Annotated in this window: 19 protein-coding genes and 3 riboswitches; of the genes, 8 read left to right on the top strand and 11 right to left on the bottom strand. The window is 36.5% G+C overall.

Annotated features, from left to right (window positions below; all coding sequences use genetic code 11):
* Window positions 1-287 precede the first annotated feature (287 nt).
* Complete coding sequence (locus tag B9Y84_RS10965; protein ID WP_176223774.1) at window positions 288-9,308, top strand: T9SS type A sorting domain-containing protein; 9,021 nt, start codon at window positions 288-290, stop codon at window positions 9,306-9,308.
* A gap of 65 nt (window positions 9,309-9,373) precedes the next feature.
* Here the strand turns inward: B9Y84_RS10965 and B9Y84_RS10960 are convergent, their stop codons facing one another.
* The gene (locus B9Y84_RS10960; protein ID WP_085517160.1) at window positions 9,374-9,676 is read right to left on the bottom strand and encodes a hypothetical protein; all 303 of its coding nucleotides are present in this window, start codon (window positions 9,674-9,676) and stop codon (window positions 9,374-9,376) included.
* On the bottom strand, window positions 9,673-9,867 hold the full coding sequence (locus B9Y84_RS10955; RefSeq protein WP_085517510.1) for a hypothetical protein: 195 nt from the start codon (window positions 9,865-9,867) through the stop codon (window positions 9,673-9,675). Before B9Y84_RS10955 ends, B9Y84_RS10960 begins: the two co-directional genes overlap by 4 nt.
* 169 nt (window positions 9,868-10,036) lie before the next feature.
* Here B9Y84_RS10955 and B9Y84_RS10950 point away from each other — a divergent pair, with 169 nt between their 5' ends.
* On the top strand, window positions 10,037-11,941 hold the full coding sequence (locus B9Y84_RS10950; protein WP_085517158.1) for an ABC-F family ATP-binding cassette domain-containing protein: 1,905 nt from the start codon (window positions 10,037-10,039) through the stop codon (window positions 11,939-11,941).
* Window positions 11,942-12,119: 178 nt separating this feature from the next.
* Here B9Y84_RS10950 and B9Y84_RS10945 read toward each other — a convergent pair whose 3' ends face one another.
* The 3 genes from B9Y84_RS10945 to B9Y84_RS10935 all read right to left on the bottom strand — a co-directional run bounded on the left by B9Y84_RS10945 (window position 12,120) and on the right by B9Y84_RS10935 (window position 15,435).
* Window positions 12,120-14,048, bottom strand: a complete 1,929-nt coding sequence (locus B9Y84_RS10945; RefSeq protein ID WP_085517157.1) for a tetratricopeptide repeat-containing sensor histidine kinase — start codon at window positions 14,046-14,048, stop codon at window positions 12,120-12,122.
* Window positions 14,048-14,404 (bottom strand): hypothetical protein, encoded by a 357-nt coding sequence (locus B9Y84_RS10940; protein WP_085517155.1) that lies wholly within the window; start codon window positions 14,402-14,404, stop codon window positions 14,048-14,050. Before B9Y84_RS10940 ends, B9Y84_RS10945 begins: the two co-directional genes overlap by 1 nt.
* Window positions 14,405-14,688: 284 nt before the next feature.
* On the bottom strand, window positions 14,689-15,435 hold the full coding sequence (locus tag B9Y84_RS10935) for a flavodoxin family protein (protein ID WP_085517153.1): 747 nt from the start codon (window positions 15,433-15,435) through the stop codon (window positions 14,689-14,691).
* Window positions 15,436-15,716: 281 nt separating this feature from the next.
* Between B9Y84_RS10935 and B9Y84_RS10930 the strand changes: the two genes are divergently transcribed.
* Window positions 15,717-15,929: a hypothetical protein gene (locus B9Y84_RS10930; RefSeq protein ID WP_085517151.1), complete on the top strand. Its 213-nt coding sequence runs from the start codon at window positions 15,717-15,719 to the stop codon at window positions 15,927-15,929.
* A gap of 60 nt (window positions 15,930-15,989) precedes the next feature.
* Complete coding sequence (locus B9Y84_RS10925) at window positions 15,990-16,343, top strand: hypothetical protein (RefSeq protein ID WP_139828010.1); 354 nt, start codon at window positions 15,990-15,992, stop codon at window positions 16,341-16,343.
* 370 nt (window positions 16,344-16,713) lie between these two features.
* On the opposite strand, the gene B9Y84_RS10920 is transcribed toward B9Y84_RS10925, so the two are convergent.
* A complete protein-coding gene (locus tag B9Y84_RS10920) occupies window positions 16,714-17,034 on the bottom strand; it encodes an enzyme of heme biosynthesis (protein WP_085517147.1) in 321 nt (106 codons plus the stop codon).
* Window positions 17,035-17,167: 133 nt separating this feature from the next.
* Between B9Y84_RS10920 and B9Y84_RS10915 the strand changes: the two genes are divergently transcribed.
* From B9Y84_RS10915 to B9Y84_RS10900, 4 genes are all read left to right on the top strand, one after another.
* On the top strand, window positions 17,168-17,905 hold the full coding sequence (locus tag B9Y84_RS10915; protein ID WP_085517145.1) for an electron transfer flavoprotein subunit beta/FixA family protein: 738 nt from the start codon (window positions 17,168-17,170) through the stop codon (window positions 17,903-17,905).
* A 51-nt stretch (window positions 17,906-17,956) separates the two neighbouring features.
* Window positions 17,957-18,913 carry an electron transfer flavoprotein subunit alpha/FixB family protein gene (locus B9Y84_RS10910; RefSeq protein ID WP_085517144.1) on the top strand — a complete coding sequence of 319 codons (957 nt, stop codon included), beginning with the start codon at window positions 17,957-17,959 and terminating at the stop codon, window positions 18,911-18,913.
* 9 nt (window positions 18,914-18,922) lie between these two features.
* The gene (locus tag B9Y84_RS10905) at window positions 18,923-19,549 is read left to right on the top strand and encodes a bifunctional nuclease family protein (protein ID WP_085517142.1); all 627 of its coding nucleotides are present in this window, start codon (window positions 18,923-18,925) and stop codon (window positions 19,547-19,549) included.
* A 189-nt stretch (window positions 19,550-19,738) separates the two neighbouring features.
* Window positions 19,739-20,158 carry a DUF5606 family protein gene (locus tag B9Y84_RS10900; protein ID WP_085517140.1) on the top strand — a complete coding sequence of 140 codons (420 nt, stop codon included), beginning with the start codon at window positions 19,739-19,741 and terminating at the stop codon, window positions 20,156-20,158.
* A 64-nt stretch (window positions 20,159-20,222) separates the two neighbouring features.
* Here B9Y84_RS10900 and B9Y84_RS10895 read toward each other — a convergent pair whose 3' ends face one another.
* From B9Y84_RS10895 to pnuC, 5 genes are all read right to left on the bottom strand, one after another.
* Window positions 20,223-21,278, bottom strand: coding sequence for a DUF6687 family protein (locus B9Y84_RS10895; RefSeq protein WP_085517138.1), 1,056 nt, complete (start codon window positions 21,276-21,278; stop codon window positions 20,223-20,225).
* 61 nt (window positions 21,279-21,339) lie between these two features.
* On the bottom strand, window positions 21,340-23,631 hold the full coding sequence (locus tag B9Y84_RS10890) for a TonB-dependent receptor (protein ID WP_085517136.1): 2,292 nt from the start codon (window positions 23,629-23,631) through the stop codon (window positions 21,340-21,342).
* 56 nt (window positions 23,632-23,687) lie between these two features.
* Window positions 23,688-23,784: riboswitch (TPP riboswitch) on the bottom strand.
* A gap of 9 nt (window positions 23,785-23,793) precedes the next feature.
* Complete coding sequence (locus B9Y84_RS10885; protein WP_085517134.1) at window positions 23,794-24,714, bottom strand: ABC transporter substrate-binding protein; 921 nt, start codon at window positions 24,712-24,714, stop codon at window positions 23,794-23,796.
* Window positions 24,715-24,720: 6 nt separating this feature from the next.
* A riboswitch (TPP riboswitch) is annotated at window positions 24,721-24,815 on the bottom strand.
* Window positions 24,816-24,861: 46 nt separating this feature from the next.
* Window positions 24,862-25,365 carry an AAA family ATPase gene (locus B9Y84_RS10880; protein WP_085517133.1) on the bottom strand — a complete coding sequence of 168 codons (504 nt, stop codon included), beginning with the start codon at window positions 25,363-25,365 and terminating at the stop codon, window positions 24,862-24,864.
* A complete protein-coding gene (pnuC, locus tag B9Y84_RS10875) occupies window positions 25,362-25,967 on the bottom strand; it encodes a nicotinamide riboside transporter PnuC (protein WP_085517131.1) in 606 nt (201 codons plus the stop codon). The genes B9Y84_RS10880 and pnuC overlap by 4 nt, the downstream gene beginning before the upstream one ends.
* Window positions 25,965-26,060: riboswitch (TPP riboswitch) on the bottom strand. It overlaps the preceding gene by 3 nt.
* Window positions 26,061-26,346 lie beyond the last annotated feature (286 nt).

Genomic DNA, 26,346 nt, shown 5'->3' with positions numbered 1-26,346 from the left:
ACAAGCTTTGATGATGTCTCTCTACTATTTGTATTGAGGTTAAGCGGTTATTTCCTATAACTTTAATCTTATAATAATCATATCATTAACTTTATTAAGATGTTGTTATTTAGGACTTTAGAAAAAAATCTAAAGTTCCAGAATTAATGTCTAACCGCAAAAAATCTAGTTTGGTCGTTTTTTTCATAAATCTTGACGATTAAAGGCAACTTATGTGCCTAAAATTACTTTTATTTGATATTTGGATAGTATATTTGCAGTTAGCTTACATGAAAATGAGAACCATTATGAATAGATTCTACTTTCTACTTACAATTATTTCGGCTGGGCTTTTGTCCTCCCTAAGTGTAAATGGCCAGACAGGACCAGCTGGAATTGGTAATGCAACTGGGGCATCAGGGCAAGCTGAAAACTTTTTATGGTTGGATGCATCAACTATAGGTGTTGCGGATGGAGCAGACGTAGCCAACTGGAGTGATATTTCAGGAAATGGAACAGTTTTTTCTGCTTCTTCTTCAGGTAATTTGCCAGACTATCAATTAAGTGCCATCAATGGACTTCCGGTAGTAGACTTTGATGATACAAATTCAGAAAGATTGGTAGTCAATCCTTTCAATAATATGGCATCAGATGAAATTTCAACTATTATCGTGTTTGCAACTGCAAATAATAATGAAGCGGTTTTATCTTATGCTATTCCATCGTCAAATAATGAATATTTGCTTTTTAATCCAGGTAATATTGGAACCTATGTAACTGGACCGAATAATGCAGGTGGAGACTTTAGTGATGGGGTTTCTACTTTTAATATTTTTACCTCTGTTTGGAATTCCAGTGGAGGTACGCTAGAGCATTTTAAAAATGGCTCCAGTGTGAATACCGGATCAATTGCTAATGGAAACTCGATAACCAATGGAGGCTCACTTGTTATCGGTGGTGAGCAAGATGCAGTTGACGGAGGGTACGATGCAGGCCAGGATTTCAGTGGCAAAATCGCTGAAATAATTGCATATAAAAAATCCTTAAACGAAGCGGAAAGATTAATAATTGAAAATTATTTGTCAGAAAAGTATAGTATCACAATCGGAGTGGATCTATTTTCGTTGCGAGATGGTGCTTACACTACTGACCTTAGAGGTATAGGCACGGCAGATGGATCGGAGAAATTTTCTGAATCAGGTTTTTCTGATGCTCTTAAAATTGATGAAGCTAATAATTCCTTAAATGGAATAGACGAGTACGCATTATTTGCACATGATAATACGACACATGCCGAAAATGTATTGACTGAATTAGGGGAACCTGAAATTGATGATCGTTGGGCTAGAAGTTGGTTTATCGAGAATTCTGGAACGGTTAGTGCAGAATTAATTTTCGATTTTGGTAATGCTGGATTAACTATTGGAAGCGCAACTGATTACGTACTATTATACAGGCCAGATTTAGTAAGCGATTTTAGTCGCCTGAGTGTCAATAGTTATGCCGTACAAAATTCCGATCAATTAATAATCGATGCAGGAAATACTAATTTAAATACGGGCTATTACACCATCGGAAGAGGGGAGCAGTTGATTCCAGGAAATATCTATTCTTTTCAAAGTGGTGACTGGAATGACCCACTGACATGGACAAGAGATCCGTCTGGCGCTTTAAGGACACCCTTAGGTGGTGTTTTACCTACAAATGAAGATAATATTACTATTTTAGCAGGGGATGTCGTGACAATGGATTCAGATGATAATGATGCTTTAAATCTTACTGTTAATGAAAGATTGGTAATAGGAAATACATCTGGTCACGACTTTACTAACATAGCAGGGGGCGGGACAATTAGCATTGCAGGTGATGCCTCCAATAATGATAATTTTCCATCAGGATCGACCGGTCTTTTTGCTGATTCAATAGTTGGTGGTACTGTAGAAATTATTGGCTCTGCAATTAATCTTAATCAAGATAGGATTTACAATAATGTTGTCCTCAATCTTGATAATTCTTCAGATGTTGCAGTTCTTACATCAGACTACACGTTGTTTGGAGATTTAACATTACAAACCGGTGAGTTTTCCATTAATAACAACTTAGCTACCAATAGTCTAGAGATAAGTACGTATGGAGATGTACTGGTTGAAGCAGGAGCCTCTTTTACCACTGGATCAGGAAACGCTAGACATGAGTTTAATTTTTATGGTGATTTATCTGTTTCGGGTACTTTAGCTTTTACAAATAGGATTGCTCCAAATTATGGCGTAGAAGCGAATGACGGAATAGTGGATGCTAACTTTATCAACGACACTAAGAATCAGGCGGTTGATTGTGATGGTGTTAGTAATTTCTACCGAATAGAGGTTGATAAAGGAGATGATCAAACTTATATTTTAGACATTAATGCTAGTTCGGCTACCAACTTTAATCTATTCGGACCGGCTGATTACGGCCATGGTTCGGTAGCTCAATTAACAACAAACGATAATGCATTAGGATTGTTAAGAGGTACTGTCCGACTAAATAACAATGTTGATGTTCCTGTATTAAATAACGGGGGCAATTATAATATTTCGGAAGCAGCACGACTGTGGATCAACGGTGGCTCGGCAGCAAAACCAAATGGAACAGCTATAGTGCCTTACGGTACTATTCAATTATCGGGTGGTACAATGGATGCACCGATCAATAGTGGAATTACTACTCGGGCCAATGGAAACATCGTTGTTTCTGGTGGTGTGATGACAGTTAATCAAATCAGAACGTCAGTTAATGGACCTGAAAATATAGGCGGGTATACGCAATCAGGAGGTACAGTTAATGTAACGGGTAATAATATCTCGACTAGCTATTACGCTTTCAGTTTAACTTATCCTGGTAATACCTTTAATATGTCTGGTGGGACGCTCAACGTCTCAGGTGCAAGAACCGGTGCAAATACAGGTGGAATCTTCATTGCAAGCACAGCAGGTAATCAAAACGTTTCCGGTGGTACTATCATCATGGAAATTAGCCGAAATGATAATTTTAAATTAGCTTCAAGAGCGCCATTTTGGGACGTTATCATGCGTAAAACGGCTGGATCAGGTACTGAGGTAGACCTTATTACCGGAGCGTCTGGTACCGGCGGTAATGTTACGAATATTGTAAATCCTGACTTGCTAGTCTTGAATGATCTTACGATAGAAGATGGTGTGACTTTTGACCACAATGGAAATGATGTAACAATAGGTAGTAATTTTACTATAGAAAACGCAGCTGATTATGTTTATGATATCAGTAAACCCAATACAACCTCATTTGTAGGTACAGACAATGCTATTTTAACCTTTCTTAACAAGACCGGCGGTCCAGAAGATGAGCAACTATTCTGGAATGTTTTAGTTGATAGACCTTCCGGAAAAAAGATCTCATTTGAATCAGGCAAAACCAATAGGAGCGATAATGAAAACAACCTTTTTAGAATTGAAGGTGATTTTTTCAAAGTTTTAAGTGGTACAGTCGATCAAGGGTCACACAGTATTAGAATGTATGCAGATACTTTAGTCAATTATGATGAAATTACTGTCTTTAACCCTGATTTACCTGATGTTTCAGAAGAATTCTATGAAAACGATATCTTAAAATTAAGGGATGATGGCGGGTCAACTGTTTTTATTACAGCTGATACAAGTAGATTTGGAGCTGTAAAACTGAATAGTGGCGCAGAAATAATTGACCTAATAAGTGATTTAAAAATTGACTATTTACAATATAAACACGGTAGGATTAATTTAGATATCCATAATCTGACCATTGACGTTCTAGCGGTTGATTTAACTAATGAAGCAAATGGACCAAATGGAAGTGGGGAATTTAGCGTAGAAGATATGTTTATCACCGCTGGAAATGCGTCTGATGGAGGATTATCCTTAAAGGTAAATGCAGATGGTACAAATCCAGGTTTTATAAACAATGATGAAGGGAATACCAATGGAAATCCTCGGGTTTTTTCTTTTCCAGTTGGAACTGGAACAACAGGCGATAATGCAACCTCTGAATTTACTCCAGGAAATATTAGGCTTTTATCTGCTACAGATGAGGGATATATGACAGTAATTCCAGTAACCAAAAAGTTAGCAACAGCTGGGCCCTATCCTTTAGGGAATGATATTTCAGACAGGTACTGGATAGTTGATTATCGGGATTTCACTACAGTACCGGTTGTCGAAAGACTTCGATTCAGATCTGTAGAAAGGGATGACCCCACTGGCGGTAATCCTAATTCTTTCCCGAATAATTACGTGCCTGGGTATGTATTAGAAAGTGATCCATTTACAAGAACTGCAGAAGCAGAAGCTGGTGCACCGGGTTCGTCCGGTATTGATAATGTTGATGCAACAAATATCAGGATTTTCTTCTGGGGAAATGAAGGCGGAGGTAATCCAGCTGGTGGGTTTGATTTGATCAATGCGGCATATACGGCAGGCGATGCAAGCAAATTTGTAGGTGCACCAGAGATTTTTTATACCAGACTTAGCAATGGTTCAAGTTGGTACAATAGGTTTTGGAACGATAACAATAACTGGTCATTTGTAGCCCACGATGGCGCTGGGAATAATGCAGCAAGACCGTCCGCTGGAGATTTTCCCCAAGCAGGTGATATAGCTGTTATAGGATATGGTGGATACGATGGTTCAGGAAATATCAGACATTCTATCAATGTACAGAATGGTACTACAGTGGATGTTGCGAGAATCGTATACGAAAATCCTTTTAATAATAGTAATAGACTCGTCTTGCGTGATAATGCAAATATTAATTTTGACATTATAACTGGTACAGGTGGTACATTTATGCAGAGATATGACGTTGGGAATACACAAATAATCACGGGTGATTTTGGATCTTTTTATAACAATGAAAATTTTGTATATGCTTATTATTTGGATAATAATGGAACCTTTAATATTACTCCACCTACTAACACTTTCCCTAATTTACGTGTAGAAGGTGGTAATAGTAATAGGATTGCTATTTTCCAAAGTGATATAGTCGTTAATAACGATTTCATTGTGGACGGAAATACTACCGTCCGCACTAATAACGATGCAGAGGGTGATATCACCGTCATAGAAGATTTGAGAATTGGTGGATATCTTGGTGGGAATTTTATTTTCAATGATGGTCAAGAAAGAACAGTGGAGGTCGGTAGACTAAGATTTATTGGTTCAGCAGGATCTTCAAATTTGACAGTTGATAATACGACTAATAATGGTTTAAGACATAGGCTGATAGTAAACGATGATATCATTCAAGAAAGACCTGGAAATTTTGACTTAAGTAGTGGGTCTGGAGTAAATGATAACAATGTTATCATAGAGTTTTCTGGTGAAGGGAATCATAGTTATTCAAAAACTAACGGAAATGTTGCTGATTTTTATAAAATAGTAATGAACAAACAGGGTGGACTTGGAAGCTCTTTTACTATTCAAGAAGACTTTAATCTGTTGACAGCTTCGAATACTTTTTCACCATTAGAAATAAATGAAGGTATTTTAGTTTTAAATAATATCGGTATAGATATTACTGTTTTAAATGGTGATTTGGATTTATCAATACCAGCTCGTTCAGGTTTCAATATTGCACAAGGTATTGTGAGAATAAATGGAGATGATTCAGGAATATTGCTTAATGGATCTTTGCTAATAGAAGGAGGTACCCTCGACATGGATGATGCCGGAGGCAATGGAAATAATTTTATAGAGTATTCAGCTTCAGGTAATGCCATTTTAGAAATTTCAGATGGTGTCTTAAATGTTGGATCACAAATTAGGCCAATCACCACAGCAAATACCGGGATTTTAAAATATAGACAGACTGGAGGAGATGTTCGCATTGGAACTCAGGCGGGGCCAGAAGGAACCAGAGGAATGCTCCAAATCTACAATGTAGGGAGTGAATTTACCTTTACAGGCGGAACACTCGCAATAGAAAGACATCAGACAACACCTACTATAGCTGCTCTATTCTTAGACCCAGATGTTTCGGAAATCACAGAAACTATAAATGTGTTTGGTGTTAGCACTCCAGTGGGTCAAACTGATTTTGGAATCAATTCAACGGTTGCATTAGCAGGTTTAAATATAAATGGAACAAATAATCCTATTGCTTTTATTGCTATTAATCCTTTAACTATAGATGGTAACATCTTCATTGAATCTGGAGCAAGCTTTAACGGTAATGGGATTACCTTAACGCTTAATGGCGATTACGAAAATGATGGTGCATTTGATGCCCAGAACAACGAGGTTATTTTTTCAACTGAAAGCAATCAGGAATTACTGGGAACGGGGACAAATAATTTCTTTAGGTTTACGAAGACAGGAGCGGGTAGCTTAAATGTCAATAATAATATTGAGATTAATGATTTGTTTACTATTTCAGATGGTAATTTGAATGATGGAGGAAATGAAATTACCTTAAGAGCAGATGCTGTTATTGACGGGGAGCATAGCAGCTCTGGTGGCAACGGATTGGTTTTTGCCGGGTCATCAAATCAAGAACTACGTAGGTCTATTTCGGGTACAGGAGTCTTAGGAGTAGTTTCAATTAGTAACTCAAATGGAGTGACTATTCCTGATGGGAATGGTTATAATTTTAATATTAATGGTGGTTTAAGACTAAATGGCGGTGTTTTCGAAGTAGGTGGATCAAATATATTATTGGGACAGTCAGCCGATATAGTTGCAGTACAGCCATTTTCTGTTTCTAATATGATCAAAACTAATAGTTCATTTGCAGATAAAGGAGTCGGCAAAACTTTTCCAGCAGGAACGACCTCTGATTTTACATTTCCATTGGGGCAGACGTATTATACGCCTGTTGTTTTGGATTTAAGTACAGGCGCAAATAGCTCTGGAACAACTGTTGGGACTATATTTGTCAATCCTGCCAACGAATATCATCCAACAGTTGATGATGGTGATGATAATTTAGGTTCTGATATAGATAATGTGCTACAATATTATTGGACATTGACTGCACAAGGCATCAATAATTTTTCTTCAGATGTAACATTTCAATATAATGATGCACTTGTGCTTGCTGCGGAAGGAGGATTGGATGAAACAGATTACATTGCCGCAAGAATTCTTGCATTTGACAATGCGATGAATGAAATCAATAAATTTGGTACAGTAGAAGTAGATGAAATTGGTAATAGGATAGCTTTTAATTTCAACGGAGATAATTCAAATGGAATTAGTGGTGATTACTTTGCAGGCATTGATCAAGCAATTCCTGATAATGTAGTTACGTATGTAGTTCAAAATTCAACCACTGGGGATATTAAATTTAGCAGTACCTATACAACTGCTTTACCCCAAAATGGAATTCCTCCATCCGGTGCTGTAATTGAAATACCTGCAGGGAGTACGCTTCAACTACCAGATAGTAATATTCGATTGTATAAAACTATCTTAAATGATGGTGCTACTCTCGAGGTTATTAATTCAACTAACCATAGATTAGGAATTCTCGAAGGTACGGGAACATTGAAAATTATAAGTGATGGTATCAATGCTACTCTACCTGCCTTTTCAGGAGACTTTTTATCTTGCTCTGGTGGTGGTCTAGAATATGCTGGTACAGGAAGCTATTCTGTGCTAGGCGGAATTTCTACTTTAAGAACTTTAACCTTAAGTGGCTCAGGTGATAGAAATTTTCCTAGTAATGATGTTACAATTTGTGAGGACTTGGTTGTTGATGGTCCTGTTTTTAATGCTTCCACTAATAGAAGAGTTGTTGTAAATGGTTCTTCGACTATCACCTCTGGAACTATAAATTTGGCAGGAAATGGAGTTTTTAATACACTTGGGGACTTTATGTTTAATGGAGGCGTCTTGAATGGAAATAATTCGAGAAGGGTAAATATTTTGGGTGATATGATCATTGATGGGGGAACTGTTAATTTAGGTAGTTCTGCACTAGAATTCAGGGTGTTTAGAGGTCTGACTTACAATAGTGGTTCTTTCAATGCTGCTGGTTCTGGTAATGCTACTTTTATATTTATTTCCAACTCAGGAGGAAACTTTGAAAATACAATTAGTGGAGACTTTACTGGTTCCAATGCCTTTCGTAATTTGGCAATAGAGAAAAATGGGGAAGGAGAAAATGTAGTTTTAAATTCTGATATTGAAGTGCTTGGTGCATTGACTCTAAGTGATGGTTTAGTAATAGCAAACGGAAATGAAGTTATCCTAGGCGCAGCAGCTACAGTTTCACCTTCTAGAGGTAAAAGCAATTCTTACATCACAGGCAAGGTATCTAAGCCTCTATCTGCTGGTCAGAACTTTGCTTTTCCGATTGGTAGTGCGAATAGATGGAGGCCAGCAACTCTTAATGGTGTAAATGGAGGGTTTACTTGGGAAGCGCAGTTCTTCGAAGGTGATGTCGTGACGGATGTGGCAGTAGTTGATGATATGAGTTCTTCAGATCCTGATATTGAGACCTTGCAACAAGGTGAATATTATGTGATCTCTGACAATGCAACTGGAGGTACAGCTTCAAGTGTTGATTTATCGTGGGGCTCTGAAACGGATGTGGCATCCGGTTCTTCCGATAGGGGTCAGTTGACTGTAATGGTTTACAATACTGCTACGAGCGAGTGGGATAATCTAGGAGGAACTTTTCCATCGGGTCTCGGTACACAAAACCAAGGGATTGTGAGATCTGCCTCTCCTCAGTCTTTTAGTGAGAAGATTTTTATTATGGGCTCAACAGATCCTGCTAATCCTTTACCAGTAGAACTGACTTATTTCGCTGCTGAAAATAATGGAAGCAGAGTTGATCTAAAATGGCAAACAGCCTCTGAGAAAAGCAATGATTTCTTTGAGGTGCAGCGTTCTTTTGATGGTAAAGTGTTTGAAGTTTTAGGTATAGTAGAAGGAGCTGGTGATTCCAAGGAAACTATTGATTATGATTTTAAAGACTACTCTCCTTTAGCTGGAGATTCTTACTACCGTCTCAGACAGGTCGATTATGATGGTATGTTTGAGTATTCGGAAGTAGTAAGAGTGAATAGGGAACAAAAATCTGACTTAATTGCAGTTCCGAATCCAACCCAATCTCAGAATATCAAATTGAGATTATCAGGTTTCCATGGAGAGCAAAAAATTCAGGTTTCAATCTTTGATATGCAAGGACGAAGACATTATGAAGCAATTCATAATCCTGCAGATTTCAGTAAACCGCTTCCAATTGACAAGCAGTTAAATTCTGGTATTTACATAGTGGATGTAAAACAAGGTAATATTAGGAAAAAAGTGAGATTGATGGTGAAATAAATCCTTTTCCCATCCTTACAGTAGAATAAAAGAAATGCACTTTTCGATTTAGAGAAGTGCATTTTTTATATTCCTTTTTTGAATAATGAAGCTAATAAAAATTGAAAAGCCCACCATTTTTGATGGTAGCGTATTTGCCCATCCACTATTGTCGCAACTTTTTTTCCAGAAATTACTACATTGATTTTCTGGCAAATGTTTTTGCTGAATTTTACGTAGCTTTTAAATTTTAGGTAACTACGTAGTGGGAAAATAACAGCTGATGAAGATGATATTGTGATATTTATAACATTATCATCGCTTTTGACGGTGATTTTTTCAGCTTCACTATCAAGTTCTAAATCAGCTGTTACTTTGACTCTCTTCATTTCGATTCTGTAGTGATACTCAGCTTTCCATTCATCGTCCACTCAGTTTTTTCTTCAGAGCCCGCTGCTTTTGGTACTCCGATTTTGAAATCACTAAAATCATAATTAATTTTCGCGTTTCTGCCAGTTAGCTTGTCGTATAGTCCAATGGCTAAGTCTGGCCAGCTTTGTGTGTCTTCTGTTTTACTCATAGTTTTTATATTTAATTTACTATTGTAACAGATCATAACAAATATTGTTTAATATTTATATCAAAAGATTAAACAAATATAATCAGAGGTAAGAACAAAGCTTTAAATATTCTTTCAACTAATCGGTCAAAGGATTTTATTCTGTCAAAATCCCACTTAATTTTACAATATGCTTTCTATTAATAATTTAGACTACTACATAGGCGACAGGCCTTTATTTGATAATGCATCTTTACATATCAAACCCAAAGATAAAATAGGGTTAATTGGTTTGAACGGACAGGGAAAATCGACTTTATTAAAAATTATCAACGGTGATATTACTCCTGATAAAGGGGAGGTACAGATGAGTAAAGACTGCACCATTGGTTTCCTAAACCAAGATTTACTGTCTTTTCAATCTGAAGATAGTATTTTACATGTAGCCATGCAGGCTTTTAAAGAAGCATTGAAATTGCAGGATAAAATTGATACCATTCTAAAGAAAATGGAAGAAGATTATTCTGATGATTTAGTGGATAAATTAACCAAGGCCCAAGAGCAGTTTGAAATGATGGAAGGCTACAGTTTGCAGGCAAAGGCGGAGGAAATCTTGGAGGGTATTGGCTTTAGAACTGAAGATCTTAGTCGTCCCCTTAAAACTTTTTCTGGGGGCTGGAGAATGAGAGTGATGCTAGCAAAGCTACTTTTAGAAAAGCCTTCGCTATTGATGCTGGATGAGCCCACAAACCACTTAGATTTACCTTCTATCCAATGGATAGAAAACTATCTAAAGTCTTATGAAGGGGCCTATATTATAGTTTCTCACGACAGAGAGTTTCTAAATAGAACCATCGAACTGACAGTTGAAGTAGATCAACAGCAATTGAATTTGTATTCTGGTAACTGGAGTTTTTATAATGAAGAGAAAGCACTAAGAGCTGAATTGCAACAAAATGCTTATGAAAATCAGCAGCAGAAAATTAAGCAAACGGAGCAATTTATTAGCCGTTTCCGCTCAAAAGCAACCAAAGCAAAGCAAGTGCAGTCAAGAGTAAAATCTCTCGATAGAATGGATAAAGTGGAAGCAGTGGTGGATAATAATGCAACCATTAATTTTAGCTTTAAAATCAATAATAAATCAGGACGCCATATAGTTAAGTTAAATGAAGTTTCTAAGTCATATGGGGACATTAAGATTTTAGAAAATACAGATGCTCATATCGAGAGAGGCGATAAGATTGCTTTAATTGGTGCCAATGGTAAAGGTAAATCTACTTTGCTGAGGATAATTGCAGGACAAGAGATGATAGAAGGGAAAAGAGAAGAAGGATACAATGTAGAGTTTGGATTTTTTGCTCAGCACCAATTAGAGTCATTGAATGTTCAGAATGAGATTTTAGATGAATTAAAGCAAGCTGGAAGTGATCGAACTGAAATGGAGCTTAGGAATTTGTTGGGTTGTTTCCTTTTCCGAGATGAAGAGGTTTTTAAAAAAATTAAGGTATTGTCAGGAGGGGAGAAGTCGCGTGTTGCTTTATCTAAAACGATGATCTCAAATGCTAATTTCTTGCTGCTGGATGAGCCAACGAACCACTTGGATATGCAGTCAGAAAATATCTTAATTCAAGCCTTACAGCAATATGAAGGTTCTTTCATCACGGTATCTCACAATAGATATTTCGTTTCCAATGTCGCGAATAAAATCTGGTGGATTGAGGACTATCAAGTAAAGGAATATCCTGGGACTTATGATGAGTTTCAGGATTGGTTTGCCAAGAGAGAAGCTGCAAAGGCAGAAGATAAAGCTTTTGAACAGGAGTTGAAAAAAGAACAAAAAAAGGAAAAACAAGCTAAGCCAAGACATAATCTGGAAGATGCTGAATTGAAAGCCAAACAAAAGGAGCTTGCAAAAGTAGAAACACAAATTGAGAAGTTGGAAGCAGAGAAGAAAGTCTTAGAGGAAGAGCTTGCAAAGCCTAGTGTTTATGGCAATCCTGATAAGCTTTTTGAAGTCAATCAAAAGTTTGATAAAACCAATACTGAGCTAGAGGGATTAACAGAGCAATGGGAGGCTTTGGCTATGGAGTTGTAGTCTCCTTGGCCCCAAAAGTATAGCACCCAACCATTCAGCTGGCGGGAAAACCGCACAGACTTACTTCCGAGGAAACAATAGATTTTGTTACTAACTATTCTAATTACAAATTAAATTAAAGGAAACTCGATTAAATTAAAAGCATTATGTTTTTCGGAAGTAATTTCCCTTTTTGGGATCAGAGTGCTTGTCCGGGTGCTGTGCTAGGCAAATAGATCATAAAAGTGGTACCTTTGCCAATCTCACTTTCGATTTCCATCTTACCTTGGTTCATATCTACAAATTCTTTAACCAACTGCAGTCCTAAGCCTATTCCTTTTTCTCCTTCGGTTCCTTGGCTTCTTTCGAAATGATCTTCGGCTAATAGTAAATCAATCTTCGATTGGGGCATTCCAAGTCCACTGTCTTTGATTTTAATTACCGCATACGGACTCGCTTTTTCGGCTACTAATTGGATTTCGCCATTTTCCTCAGTGAATTTCAGAGCGTTGCTTACTAGGTTTCTTAAGATGGTTTTAACACTATTCATATCCGCCCATAATGTAATTGTTTCGGGAATATCTGTCCTCAGACGAATGCTTTTTGATTCTGCTATATTGAAAAATAAATCAATCAATTCATCAATTAAATTTTTCAGTTGTATTTTTTCAGGCTGATAAGGAATATTGCCACGCTGCGTTACAGACCAATCCAATAGATTGCTTAAAAGTGACGAAAGATTATTAACGGACTTGTCAAAAACAGTATGAATGTCATGTAAATCTTTCAAGTCTTGATTCAGAATACTCATCCCCATTATAGTGGATAAGCCTTTAAATGAGTTGACAGGGCCCATTAAATCATGAGCAATAATGGAGAGGAATTTCTCTCTTGTTACATTAATGGCTTCTAATTGATCTCTTTGCGCTTCAACCTCTTCTTTTCTTTCTTTTAATATTAAATTGAGTGTTTGTTTTCTTCTACTGTTGCGGTAGTAAAGGAAACTAGCAAGGCCTAACAGAAGTATAATTATAGCCATAGAGACAAATACGATATACTGATTTCTTTGCTTGGTTTTCAATAAGGCAATTTCAGTTTCTCGTTGCGATACTTCATATTCAGTCCTTAAATCCGCTATTTCCCTTATTTTTTCCTCATTATTAATACTGTCGCGGTACACCAAGTACTGACTTTGATGGAAGTAAGCTTTCTGGTAGTCATTTTGAGCATCATATAATTCAGATAATTTAAGATTGGCATCTCGAATTTGCCCTTTTAAAGAGTGTTCTTTCGATATATTAAGGCTATGTTTCGCATAGGCAATAGCACGTTCTAGATCACTGTTCTGTTTGTAAATGTCGGCTATATATAGATCGTAAGTGGCTATGGGATAAAAATCACCCATGTCTTTAAGGATAGTAGAGGCTAAATCCATTTTGTTTTTGGCAATTTGATGTTCGCCCTTCAAGGCATGTACCATCCCCATATTACCCAAGTTATAGGCAGTACCGATTAAATATTCTACTTTTTGGAATATTTCCCCTGATTCTTCGAAATAGAGGAGAGCTGAATCTAATTTATTTGCATTTCGGTACTCATCTCCAGCATTTAGCAAAACTGTTGCCAGAGTAACAGAGTCTTGCTCCTGGCGCAAAACCTTTATCGCTTTTTTGTAAAAAAAAGATGCGTTTTTATGATTATCATTCACTGAATAAAGATCGGCTAGCGCAGCATATGAACCACCTACCCCTGCTTGATAATTGGCTTTTTCAGCTGCTTTAGCTGCTTTGAATAGGGAATTTATAGCCGCTGAAAAATCTCCTTTTTCTCTTAAAATTTGACCTTTTTGTAGGTGACCTCTATAAAGATAGACAGGATTTTGAAGTGATTCAGAAAGTTGGATTAAGCTTTCGGAGTATTCAATTGCCTTATTAAGATCTCTTTCATTTGCAGCAATATTACGTAATAGCTCTAACCTAATTGTATCCTTTTTTGGATGCTGTTTAAGAACGGAGGATAGGCTATCGGCAATTTCTTGATTTTGACTAAAAGATGATGTAAAAGCAGTAAAAATCAGCCCGATAATTAAGGCTGATTTTATAATAATTTTAAAGAATAGGGGTTGCATTAATTATTTATTCTCAATTTTGGATCATCTACCAAAGCTTGATCTCCAATTTTATACGCAATAGTATAAGACTCTGAGCCTGTCGCATCTTTGCCTATAGTACCTGTCCAATCCGTTTTAGGGTCTTTTATATCTACTGGTGCAGGACCTTCCGAAAAAAGATTTTGACTTCCGGGCTTTGCAGTAATTCCAGTAATTTGATCTATTCCTCCATTAGGGTCTAATTTCCAAGTAACCGTATCCCCGTTCTTCACAGTGGTGGTGATAGTATCCTTACCAGCGTGACCTTCGTTATCAGTCAGGTAAAGATGATCGTTTCCTTCTTGTTTCTTAATGTTAATGATTTCAGTTGACATGTATATTTTGATTAAGTTTAAGTTTTTTCATTCGTAATATACATTCTTTAAGAATTAGTTAGAAAATAATTCGATAGAAAGTAATGAAACTTGTATGTATATACATAAATAATGGATTAGTGGCTCAGCGTTATCAGAATTTTGCTTAAGGTTTCTTTAGAGAATAAGATAACATTTTATTACTTATTCAAACTCTTACAAAGTTGATTTTGCATTGATGCCAGAAAACTGTAGGATTGTTTTGTAGAGCCACTAAGCATGATAAACTTTAAGTAAATTCCTTTCTATCTATATTCAGGATTTGGATGATCTTTATGCGAAGATGCATCCCATTCGGTTCTTTGATTACCGTATGCAGGAACTCCATTATGCGCTTTCAATATTTTAGCCATATGCATCAAATTCCAAGTCATAAAAGTAGTGTTTCGATTAGTGAATTCATTTTCTGGACCACCACTACCTTTATCCATATACGACTTACCCGGACCGGCTTCGCCTATCCATCCAGCATCGGCTTGCGGAGGAATAACATAACCTAAATGCTGCAAGCTGTACAAAACGTTCATGCTTACATGTTTGATACCGTCTTCATTGCCCGTCACTAAGCAACCACCTACACGACCATAGTAGGCATATTGACCATGTTCATTTGTTTCTCCTGAAAAGCCATATAATCTTTCAATCACTTGAGTAGCAATTGAAGATTTCTCCCCTAACCAAATCGGTGTTCCAATAACTAAAATATCAGCCTCCATTATCTTTTTTTGAATGGCCGGCCAATCGTCTTTCTCCCAGCCATATTCTGTCATGTCAGGGTAAACCCCGAAAGCAATTTTATGGTCAACGGCTCTGATGATATCCACATGAACTCCATTTTCCTCCATGATTTCAGCTGACATACTTATCAGCCCGGAAGTATGAGATTTTTCTGGTGATTTTTTTAATGTGCAATTGATGAAAACGGCTTTTAAGTCGCTAAAATCTGTCTTGTTTTCTTTATTCAGTTTTTCCTGATAGCTGCTGAGTTTCATAGTTTGTAATTTAGGATTTCTAAATAAGTAAATCTTCTCTTTAAAAAATGTTAGAGAGATGACAGTTGTATTGATTTAACTCTAACAAGCAGTTTAAAGTTATTGATTGACAGAAAGGTTTTTGTTAGTGGATCAGCTGATTTTATAATATCAGAAAACAACTATACTCCTACAGTATATGTTCAAGCTTATGGAAAAAAAAGAACCACTTTTTTTGCAATTGGAATAATTATAGAACATCCTTAGCTGCAAGAGATTGTTCATATAGGATCACAGTAACAATGAATGGACAAAACTATAGTCATAGTGAAAGTTTTCCTGATCAAGAGACTACCTCAGAGGCATTAGATATTGTGATAGATGAAGGAGCATTAACAGATAACCTAATATATTGGCAAGATGGTGCTGTACCAACAATTGAATTTACTATAGTAAACTTGGAAGCTACATCAAGAGGTGTAGGAGATAACTGGGTAGAGTTAGATTGCCCATAATAATACAATAATATTTTATCCAGGCGGTTTTAGTTAAAACCATCTGGCTATAAAAAATCTATGAAACTTATACTATTTATTACATTTTATCTATGTTCTATGTGTTTTATCTATTCTCAAAGTCATAGTGAGCAGAATAAGACTTATAACTTCAGTGCCAATGTAGGAGTAGGGATAACCAAATTTGCTGTGACAGGATTTGAAACAGAAGATTATCCGGCAATGGCAACTCGCATAGGATTTAGTGTTTCAAGGAATGTGATAGGCAATAGAGTTCAACTACAGTCTGGAATCAACCTATATTTCAGGGCTAAAAGTAAATCACCACTGGTAGATGAAATATATTGGTACGGGAAAGGATCACTATTTCCAACTTTAGATGACACAGCAACGCAAAGGCATTTTGCCTTTTAAGTTCCTATTATAATTAAGTATTTATTAACTGGAAACAGGTCTATAAATACTGGTATAATAGTTAGAAAATGGCAACCAAAAGACCAAGACCCAGTATCGCTACTGGCCTCTCAAACTGACTTGGGTTGTGTTTTAGGAATAAGCCAGCAAATAATAAAAGATTTTAGTATTAGTTGTGATGTTTTTATTGGTTTTAAAGATTTCTACCCAGGCCTTGTTATTGGCTCTTCAGGAGGTATTATGGTAAAAAATAGATCAGCTCTTTTTTCAATTGCATATTCCTTTTAAGCCTCTTTCTTTTTTTCAATAGAGATGAGCTTAACGCAGCTGTAAATCTTGAATCTAGGTTCTTGATTCTGAAATCTATTCTCTACTCCTCAAACTGAAAATTCGTATAAGCATTCTGCAATTCCCTTAGCGCATGATGTTCTCCATTTTTTTGAGCAAGTGCAATTCCTTTTTGGTAAATTTCCTCAGCTATATCTCTGTCAAAGAATTCAGCATACAAAGCGGCCGCATGATAATAAGTTCCGATATAGCTTTCATGCTTTTCTAGCAATTCATCGAAAAGTTTCTTGGCTTTTTGGGGTATTTCTTCTTTGTATTCAGTAGCCAAAGCATAGAGTAAAAAGGGATCATTGGGAGATTCTTCTAGAAATTTTTCAAGTTGTGCTATTCTATCTTCATTCATTAGTCGGATTCAATTTTTATTTTTTTCAATTATACTTAACTTCGGGCTTTAATATCAGTTATACTTTATAAATCTTCAAATTGTCTTTAACAAAAAGTGTTTTAGGCAATGAACTATAAACTCAATATATTTTATGAAAATATTAGTTTGCATTACGCACGTGCCGGATACAACGGCAAAGATTTCCTTTACGGACGATAATACAAAATTTAATTCAGACGGAGTGCAGTACATCATTGGCCCATATGATGATTATGCCTTGGCAAGAGCTGTTGAATTAAAAGAAGCTTCAGGTGGTACTGTTACAGTTCTAAATGTAGGAACTTCTGAAACAGAACCTACTATAAGAAAAGCATTGGCAATTGGAGCTGATGATGCGATCAGAATTGATGCGGAGCCAACAGACTCATATTTTGTAGCGGAGCAAATTGCTAACCACGCTAAAGATGCCGGTTATGATTTAATCATGATGGGAAGAGAATCAATAGATTTTAATGGCGGAATGGTACACGGAATGGTAGGTGAATTATTAGGTTTGCCAGCAATCTCTCCAGTAATGAAATTAGATATCGAAGGTCAAACAGCTAAGTTAGCCCGCGAAATTGAAGGTGGTAAGGAGTATTTAGAATTGGATTTACCCTTTATTGCAGGTTGTCAAGAGCCAATTGCAGAATGGAAAATTCCTAACATGAGAGGAATTATGTCAGCGAGAAGTAAAAAGTTGGAGGTGCTTGCACCATCAGATGCTTCGGAAGCAGTTAAATTACAGCAATACGAGTTGCCACCTGCCAAAGGTGATGTAAAAATGATTGATGCCGACAATGTAGGAGAGTTGGTGAAATTGTTGAAAAATGAGGCTAAAGTTATTTAAGATTAACTGATTTGCCTATTAATCATTGTTGAACGAAATTATACAAAAGATATGTCAATATTAGTATTTATAGAACACGCAGAAGGCGAAATTAAAAAATCATCTCTTGAAGCAGTATCTTATGCTGCGGCAATGGGAGAGGATGTAACCGCCATAGCAATTGGTCCAGTGGAAGAATCAGTTTTGAAGGCAGCTGGATCAGCTGGAGCTTCTAAAGTTTTACATGCTGCAGATTCCAAGTTAGAAAAAGGACTCATCCAGCCTTATGCAAAAGTAATTGCTCAGGCAATGGAAAAGGAGGGAGCAAAAACGTTAGTGCTTGCTAAATCTTCATTAGGAGATCCTGTAGCAGCAAGAGTGGCTGCCAAAATGAAAGCTGCTTTCGTTTCTAATGTAGCTGATTTACCTGATACGTCAAGTGGATTTTCAGTGAAAAGAAGTATTTATACAGGTAAGGCTTTTGCCAATGTAGAAATGACCACAGAAACTAAAATTATTGGGATTAAGAAAAATGCGGTAGAATTAAAAGAAGATGGTGGAGAAGCTTCAGTTGAGGCATTTGAACCGTCATTAGATGATGCAGATTTCGCAGTAAAAATTACTTCTCAAGATAAGCAAGAAGGTGAGATATTATTACCGGAAGCAGAATTAGTAGTTTCAGGTGGTAGAGGAATGAAAGGCCCGGAAAACTGGGGAATGATTGAGGATTTAGCTAAAACATTAGGGGCAGCTACTGGATGTTCTAAGCCTGTTTCAGATATTGGATGGAGACCTCACCACGAACACGTTGGTCAAACAGGGGTAAAAGTGTCCCCACAATTATATATTGCAATCGGTATATCTGGAGCTATCCAGCATTTAGCAGGGGTGAATTCTTCAAAATATATTTTAGTGATTAACAAAGATGAAGAAGCACCGTTCTTCTCAGCAGCAGATTACGGAATTGTAGGAGATGCATTTGATGTAGTTCCTAAATTAACGGAAGCATTAAAAGCAGCACAAAACTAAAATTCACTTGTGGATAAAATCAAATTAGAAATATTAGGTTTATCGTCTAGTCAGTCGCAATCAGGATCGTTTGCCTTGGTGTTGGGTGAGACGCCCGGCAGTAGAAGACTTCCTATCATTATTGGAATGTTTGAAGCACAGGCCATTGCAATTGAAATAGAAAAAATTGTACCCAATAGGCCAATGACACACGATCTGTTTAAATCTTTTGCGCATAGTTTCAATTATTCAGTTAAAGAGATTGTGATATCAGATTTGAAGGAAGGTGTGTTTTTTGCCAAGATTGTTTGCGATAATGGTATGGAAACGGTAGAAATAGACAGTAGACCTTCTGATGCAATAGCTATTGGGATACGTTTTGACGCTCCTATTTACACATATGAAAAAATCATGTCAGAAGCAGGTATTGTATTATCTGATGAAAAAGACGAAGACGATATTTCTGAATTGAAAAAGCCCGTGGAAAAATCATCTTCACCGGGATCTGGATCTTCAACGCCCCCTTCTAAATCCGATTTCGACAAATTGAAAAATATGCCGATGGATAAATTGAATGATTTACTGGACAAGATGATCCAGAGTGAGGATTATGAAAAAGCGGCCAAAATCCGTGATGAGATAAATAGAAGGAATTAAATATGATCTTACTTTTTTAAGTCAAATAGCCTTTCCTTAATTGGAGAGGCTATTTTTTTTGATCCGGAATAAGTTTTCTTTAAGCTAGATAAGTCAAAAGGCAAATTTCTATTAAAATCAAGCTTACAATTTTGTGATATCGGAAATGTTTGCACTAAATTCGTCCATTAAATAATAAGACGATAAAAAATGACTTTAAAAGATATAGCATCAGTTACAGGAAAAGGTGGTTTGTTTCAGGTAGTGAAACCATCAAGAACAGGCGTTATTTTAGAATCTTTAGATGAGAAGAAGCAGAAACTTGTAGCCCATGCACATGATAGAGTGTCCATCTTGGATGAGATTTCAATATACACTACTGATGCAGAAGGGAATGTACCCTTGCAAAAGATTTTTAATACCATGCATGAAGAATTCGGTGATGATCTGGGAATTGATAATAAATCATCTAAAGAAGAGATCATGTCCTTTTTGAAACATGTATTGCCAAACTACGATGAGAATCAAGTTTATCCTTCCGATGTGAAAAAACTAGTAAATTGGTACAACACCTTATTAAAAGAAGCGCCTGAAGTTTTAACTGCTAAAGGAGAAGAAAAAGAAAATTAATTTTCTCTATTTTTTGAAGTAAGGATCTCAAACCTTCTGGATTATTGCTATCTAGGAGGTTTTTTTAGGTAAAAATCTTCGCATTCAAATTTCGGATTTCTGTCCAATCTAGTGTTTCTCCACTTGAAAGTGGTTTATAATGTTCTCTAAAATAGTTTAAACAAATATTTTGAAAATCCTCCGGTGAAATACTTGATGAGTGGATAAGTCGAAAACAAGGACTTTGGTATCGCTCTTTTTTACTTAATTTCTCCCCTGTTAGACGAAGTATTGGTGCAGTATCAGTGAAATGTTCTGCTTCCCATTTTTTTTCAGTTTCTTCAATGGCATTCAATTGATTACAAAGCTTTTTCATGCTAATTCTAGGAAAATGCTTCCTAGTCGTGTTGATCCATGTTGTGTATTTAAATTCAAGCTCATATCGATTACCAGGGTAAATGCTCATAACAATATCGGCTTGTTGGCTTTTGCTGTATAGTGCGTAATAGTGGAGCGGTTGTTCAGCTTGAACAATATTTATTCTAATATCTTGAACTGTTTCCTGCTGATTGATTTTATCTAAGTGATTCAAAACCAGAAGAAACTCTTCTGTTGAAGGAATTTCTTTAATCGATAAATCTATAAGCGCATTAAATGCATCTAGAAAATGCGCATACTTGGGAACGCATGCCTCCATTTCCTTTTCTGCTATTTCCGGTGCTCCAAAAGGAGGGTAAAATATTTCAGCTTCTGCTTCATTAAGCCAGCACACTAATTTTAATGCTTTTCTCCATTCAGAGTATTGAAAGTTTATCTCTCTAAAATCTCCTATTTGTGCCATTTCAACTAGAAGGTCATAATGTCGTAAGGCTTTCTCTGGGTTGAAAATGGCCCAGACACCCAAAAAGCCATCAATATCATAGTGATTGTTGGTTACATAAGTTTTTCCCAGTTCAGGAAGTTGGTTTTGAATTGCCTTTAAAACAATCTCTGTACTAGTATCAGCTTCGCACTGTTCGGGAACTGCTGCTCCTCTCCAATGGGATAAATCAAAACCTTGCGGATGGTGAGCATCTACTACTAGCACTTCATTAGGATATTTTTTTATATCATAAAATGGGATGATTGTTTTGTTTTTCATAAGAAAGATTTAAAAAGTAAACCCAGTTAGGAAAAGTGAATTCCTAAGTGGGTTTATTTAGTTAAAATTTTGCAATAAAGGTAGCATAGAAATGGGCTGGTGCTTGTACAAAGTACCCCATTTCGTTTCCAACAGGACCGCCATCTGTATAGTACTGCTCACTTAAAATATTATTGATATCCAATTCAACTCTGTAATGCTGACCAATATTTGAGAACAACTGCACATTTGTTACTGAATAGCTAGGTAATACAAAATTTTCATCGTTGGTTAATGTTGTATAGCTTTTCCCAACAAATCGCGTATGAATACTGGCTCCAAAGTTTTCAAAAGCTTGATATTGTAAAGTAATATTAGCAAAGTACTCAGGGCTATAAGGTGTTTTAATGTCTTTAAATACCTCATTACTTCCCTCAGGACTATATTCGCTAATGATACTTTGCATATAAGTAGCATTACCTCTGATTTGTAATTTCTCAACAAGTGCTAATTGCCAATCTAGCTCAATTCCTCGTCTAAAAGACGCCTCTTGGTTCTCATAAAGCTGTATAAAATATTGGGGGATGAACTCACCTATGGGAGCGATCTCATTCTCAAAATCCATATAGAAAGCATTAAAGTTGACTTTGGCTTTTTTTGTATTGAATCTTACTCCCGTTTCGAAATCATTTACATATTCCGGTTGTACGAGGTTTTGGTTTTGCAAACTGTCAATATTTCCTAGGTTGATCTGTGTATCTCCTAAATAATTACTTCTTGTGGGCTCTCTACCAGAACGTCCATAAGAGGCATAAGCGTTAAGCGAAGGAGTAATCTCATAGGTTACTCCAATTTTTGGATTTATAAAGGTCCAGTCGTATGTTGGAATTGAACGGTCTGCACCTAAGAAGTCTGTGTCCGGAATCATATCAAGCGTTACAAATCTAGCTTGTATATCTCCTAAAATGCTGAAATCACCAATCCTGTAGGTAGCTTTTGCAAATCCACTGATTTCATCTTTTATTGACTGATCTTGATAATAAGGATTGTCGAAGTTCGGCACCATTTGTTCAATGTTTTCTCTATTAAAGCGATAAGCATGTACTCCAGTAGTCCATTCTATATCAGTGTACTTTTGGTTAAAGTAGCTCATTACACCGTAGTGATCATTAAACAGGGGGTAATTTATACTAGCTAAAGTTACGCTATCAACATTATAAGTAAACGGGAAGTCTCCACCTGCAGCACCGTAATAAGCTGATGAAGTTAAAGTCGAATTCTCATTGAAAAAGTGAGTGTGCTCTAATTGTAATAATGACTGCCCGAAATCATCGATATCGTTAGGATTGTTGACATTGGTCCTTGGATCTTCTTCTATCAAGGATTCTGGAACTGGTGAATAGGCTAAATCATTTTTAGTTCTTCCGTTAAATCCGTTGATTTTGATGATGTCCTTTTCTCCAAACCATCCTCCGCTAAAAAAGAAAGAGTAGGCATCAGAACCTGAATGATCTCTGTAGCCATCGCTATAAGTTCTGCTTAATCGAGTATAAAAAGCAGTATTATTTTCCATCATTCCAGTTTTTACCTCAGCGGTGCCTTGCCAGGTATTAAATGATCCACCTAATAAAGTTACGGTAGCTTCAGGATTTTCTGTATTGATATCTTCTGATTCATATCCGATTGATCCCGCATAGGAAGCAGTTCCATTTGTGCTCGTTCCAACTCCTCTCTGAACTTGCACACTTTCCATACTTCGTGTAATATCCGTAAAATTTGAAAAGAACACACCCTGATCGATCATGTCATTTAGGGGAACTCCATTTAATGTTATATTAATTCTTCCCTGATCGATGCCCCTTAAGCGCATACTTCCATAATTAGTAAATCGCGTTCCAGCATCTGAATTCACTTGAATAGAAGGGGTTAATTGCTCCAATACAAATGCCCCATCTTGCCCATTGAATACGGATTTAATTTCTTGGTCAGTCAAGGTCGTCTGTGTAATGGGAGCAAGTTTATCTGCTCGAATGGCGCTGACCACCACTTCTTCTCCAATTAGCTTATCTTTCTCCAGAAAAAAGAAAAATGACCGATCTTCAGTCAAGGTTATGGAGCGTTCTTCAGTTTTAAAACCTACATAGCTTACCTTGATTTGATATTCACCATTTGGGATGTTATCAAGAGTGAATTGACCGCTAACATTTGTGGTACTTCCTTTTGAAAGGGGCAATAATACTACATTTGCACCTACTAAGGCTTCATCATCATACTTGGATTTAACAATTCCGTTAATCGAATTCTGAGCATAAGTAGTAAATGATAAAAGCACTGTCGCTAATATGATTAGCGATCTTTGTAAAATGTGTAACATTTAAAATATATAAATTTGTTTGTGAAACTTGTGGAGGTGGGGTAATTACCTCCTTCATTTTCCTTAACCAAAATCCCTGCGATCGCATTACCGGTATCAGGTTCATTGGGTATGATCTCAGCCCGTTGTATTAAGGCACCCCTACTCAAAAGAGTAATATTTTTATAAGAACTTATTGGTATACAATGATTTGTGATCCGATAAAGTTTCTTTATTTAGTAAGTTTTCAGATTTTAACCAATTAGTAAAAGTCTCCCATCTTTGATCTTCCATTAAGCCCCATTTACCATTTTCTGAAGTGTAGTAATGGTTTATTGATTCCTGACTTTCTAGCAAAAACTTCTCATCTTTTAATTCTTCTTGCGTGCCCGAGGCAGCCAGTATTTTTATTGCATCTTCGGGATGGTCCTTAGCAAACAAGAATCCTTTGGCAGATGCTTTTAGGAATTTGGAAATAGCATCACCTTTGCTTTCTAAAACTTCAGGATGAGCTAGAAGAATAGGAGAATATCCATACGGAATGGAGTAGTCATTTAATCGAAAATCATTTAATATGATTCCAGCTCTTTTTGCTAAGATTCCTTCCCATGGCATAAAAACCCATGTAGCATCAGCTTTGCCTTCCAGCAAGGTGTCCCAAATTCCTAATTTATCCGGATTGCTTTTAGTAAATTCTCCATTTCCTCCACCTTTCTTGATCATTGCTTCTACAATATGGTCTTCAAAGCGTGCATTGTAAGATGCATAAATTTTTCCGTCCAAGTCTTTAATGCTTTGAATCTTTCCATTTGCTAAGCTGACAATTGCACTGGCATCTTTTTGTAAGATAGCTGCTACTGCGGTTAAATTCGGCTTACTGTCTAATGTTTGATAAGTGATAACTGATTCTGATGGAGCAATCCCTAATTCAACCCACTTTTCCTCAACTAATTTAGCTGGAGTTTTTTCGTAATTGTCTACTTCTGGTGATCTGATTTCTACTTTTACACCTAGTTTATCATAAAATCCTTTTGCTTGAGCTACAAAAAAGCCAGTATGATTGGTATTCGGAGTCCAATCCAATGCTAGTTTAACTAATTCCATTTTGTATTAATTTATATTCAAAATTCCTACGCTCGAATTACCGAGATCAGGTCAAGGGTATACTCTCAGCCCGTTATATTAAGGCACCCCTCATTGACGCTGCAAGTATAAGTTGGAAATATGGGGAATGCAAATATTTTCCCGAAACTAAATTTTTTCAAGCACTTCTATTGCCTTTTGTAGTCTGTCGTTTGTCCCCGAAATTACACTGTAAGCACATTGGTAATCAATTAATTCATTTTGATAGTGTTCAAAAAGTTCTACTCGTGTAGTTGGATTTTCTCTCAATGGATCTGCTTCCCATGGTAAGTCGGGTGCACATAGCAAATGAAAATCGTAAGGATTAGACCTTAATTGACCTAATACCCATGGATGACAAGTCCCATATTTCACCTCATACCAAACTTTCATCATGATTAGATCGGTGTCACAAAACAAAAATCGATTCGCATTTTTTGCTTGTGTTTGCTCTATTTCAAGCATTCCTTTACTGATATTTAACAAATCAGATTCAACATAAAAACTACCATTTTCTTCCAGATAAGTTCGACCATATTCTGCTACGAAAGGTTCATTAAAGTAATGAGCTAAATCCTTTGTCAATGTACTTTTCCCTGTACTTTCAGGCCCTATAACAGCAATTTTCTTCATGCATATTTGGTTTGGTAAAGTTTACGCCAATTAAAATAGCCAATTGCGGATATAATGACATAAGCAGCCATTAGGAGGGAAGTTAAATATAATTCTCTTTGAAAATATATATAGACTGCCACTGCATCTATAATGATCCAGTAAAGCCAATTTTCCAGAACCTTACGGGTGACCAATAGCGTTGTTAAAATACTGAAAACTGTAGTAAAGGAATCCAGATAAGGTAGTTGAGCATCAGTTTTTTCAATAAGAAAATAACCTAATCCCAAGGTGAAAAGTATTCCAGCAAGAATAAATATTCCATGTTCTTGCGGTTTCATTTTAGAAATTGCTAATTCTTTTTCTTTTCTATTAGGGTTTCGCCAATGCCACCAGCCGTAAACAGTAGTTCCTAAATAGTACACATTTAAACCCATTTCTGCGTAGAGCTGTACTTGGTAGCAGATTATAAGATATATACTCACACTGACCAAGCTTGCATACCAGCACCAAATCATCTCTTTGGCAGCAAAATAGATGTACAAGATTCCGAAAAATACACCTAGCCCTTCGAGCCAACCCATGTTGAGAAGGCCTTCATACAATTCATTTAAAATGTCCATTTGCGATATTATTAATTCCTACGCCTGCATTATCAGGATCAGGTCCAGGGTATGTTCTCAGCCCGTTTTTATGAGGCACCCCTTAATTGATTTCGCTAAGGTAATAGTTGAATTGCAATATGCAAAATTTGCACTATTTGGTAAACTGTACCCCTCTTTCCATTTGTTTGCTAGTCTCACAGCTACTTATTTGCATCTTTTATAGCATTGAAAACTATCAGGGAAATTAATAGAGCCTGCTAATATATACTGATGATTTCCAGAGTCAGTAAGCGTAATCCGTAAAGCTTTAATAGAGATAAAGGTGAAATTTCATCAAGAGAGTATATATATTGAAAATCACTGATTTTTTTCTCTGACTTTTGTTATTGTCACTTTT

This window comes from Marivirga sericea (genome assembly GCF_900177665.1).
Taxonomy (GTDB): Bacteria; Bacteroidota; Bacteroidia; order Cytophagales; family Cyclobacteriaceae; genus Marivirga; species Marivirga sericea.
Note: the sequence above shows the minus strand (reverse complement) of the source record. Positions and strands in the feature narration are given on the sequence as shown.

What these genes read in the sequence shown, in the direction of transcription:
- B9Y84_RS10965 (WP_176223774.1), top strand. Translation starts at nt 288, where the DNA reads ATGAATAGATTCTACTTTCTACTTACAATTATTTCGGCTGGGCTTTTG.
- B9Y84_RS10960 (WP_085517160.1), bottom strand. Translation starts at nt 9,676, where the DNA reads ATGAAGAGAGTCAAAGTAACAGCTGATTTAGAACTTGATAGTGAAGCT.
- B9Y84_RS10955 (WP_085517510.1), bottom strand. Translation starts at nt 9,867, where the DNA reads ATGAGTAAAACAGAAGACACACAAAGCTGGCCAGACTTAGCCATTGGA.
- B9Y84_RS10950 (WP_085517158.1), top strand. Translation starts at nt 10,037, where the DNA reads ATGCTTTCTATTAATAATTTAGACTACTACATAGGCGACAGGCCTTTA.
- B9Y84_RS10945 (WP_085517157.1), bottom strand. Translation starts at nt 14,048, where the DNA reads ATGCAACCCCTATTCTTTAAAATTATTATAAAATCAGCCTTAATTATC.
- B9Y84_RS10940 (WP_085517155.1), bottom strand. Translation starts at nt 14,404, where the DNA reads ATGTCAACTGAAATCATTAACATTAAGAAACAAGAAGGAAACGATCAT.
- B9Y84_RS10935 (WP_085517153.1), bottom strand. Translation starts at nt 15,435, where the DNA reads ATGAAACTCAGCAGCTATCAGGAAAAACTGAATAAAGAAAACAAGACA.
- B9Y84_RS10930 (WP_085517151.1), top strand. Translation starts at nt 15,717, where the DNA reads ATGAATGGACAAAACTATAGTCATAGTGAAAGTTTTCCTGATCAAGAG.
- B9Y84_RS10925 (WP_139828010.1), top strand. Translation starts at nt 15,990, where the DNA reads ATGAAACTTATACTATTTATTACATTTTATCTATGTTCTATGTGTTTT.
- B9Y84_RS10920 (WP_085517147.1), bottom strand. Translation starts at nt 17,034, where the DNA reads ATGAATGAAGATAGAATAGCACAACTTGAAAAATTTCTAGAAGAATCT.
- B9Y84_RS10915 (WP_085517145.1), top strand. Translation starts at nt 17,168, where the DNA reads ATGAAAATATTAGTTTGCATTACGCACGTGCCGGATACAACGGCAAAG.
- B9Y84_RS10910 (WP_085517144.1), top strand. Translation starts at nt 17,957, where the DNA reads ATGTCAATATTAGTATTTATAGAACACGCAGAAGGCGAAATTAAAAAA.
- B9Y84_RS10900 (WP_085517140.1), top strand. Translation starts at nt 19,739, where the DNA reads ATGACTTTAAAAGATATAGCATCAGTTACAGGAAAAGGTGGTTTGTTT.
- B9Y84_RS10895 (WP_085517138.1), bottom strand. Translation starts at nt 21,278, where the DNA reads ATGAAAAACAAAACAATCATCCCATTTTATGATATAAAAAAATATCCT.
- B9Y84_RS10890 (WP_085517136.1), bottom strand. Translation starts at nt 23,631, where the DNA reads ATGTTACACATTTTACAAAGATCGCTAATCATATTAGCGACAGTGCTT.
- B9Y84_RS10885 (WP_085517134.1), bottom strand. Translation starts at nt 24,714, where the DNA reads ATGGAATTAGTTAAACTAGCATTGGATTGGACTCCGAATACCAATCAT.
- B9Y84_RS10880 (WP_085517133.1), bottom strand. Translation starts at nt 25,365, where the DNA reads ATGAAGAAAATTGCTGTTATAGGGCCTGAAAGTACAGGGAAAAGTACA.
- pnuC (WP_085517131.1), bottom strand. Translation starts at nt 25,967, where the DNA reads ATGGACATTTTAAATGAATTGTATGAAGGCCTTCTCAACATGGGTTGG.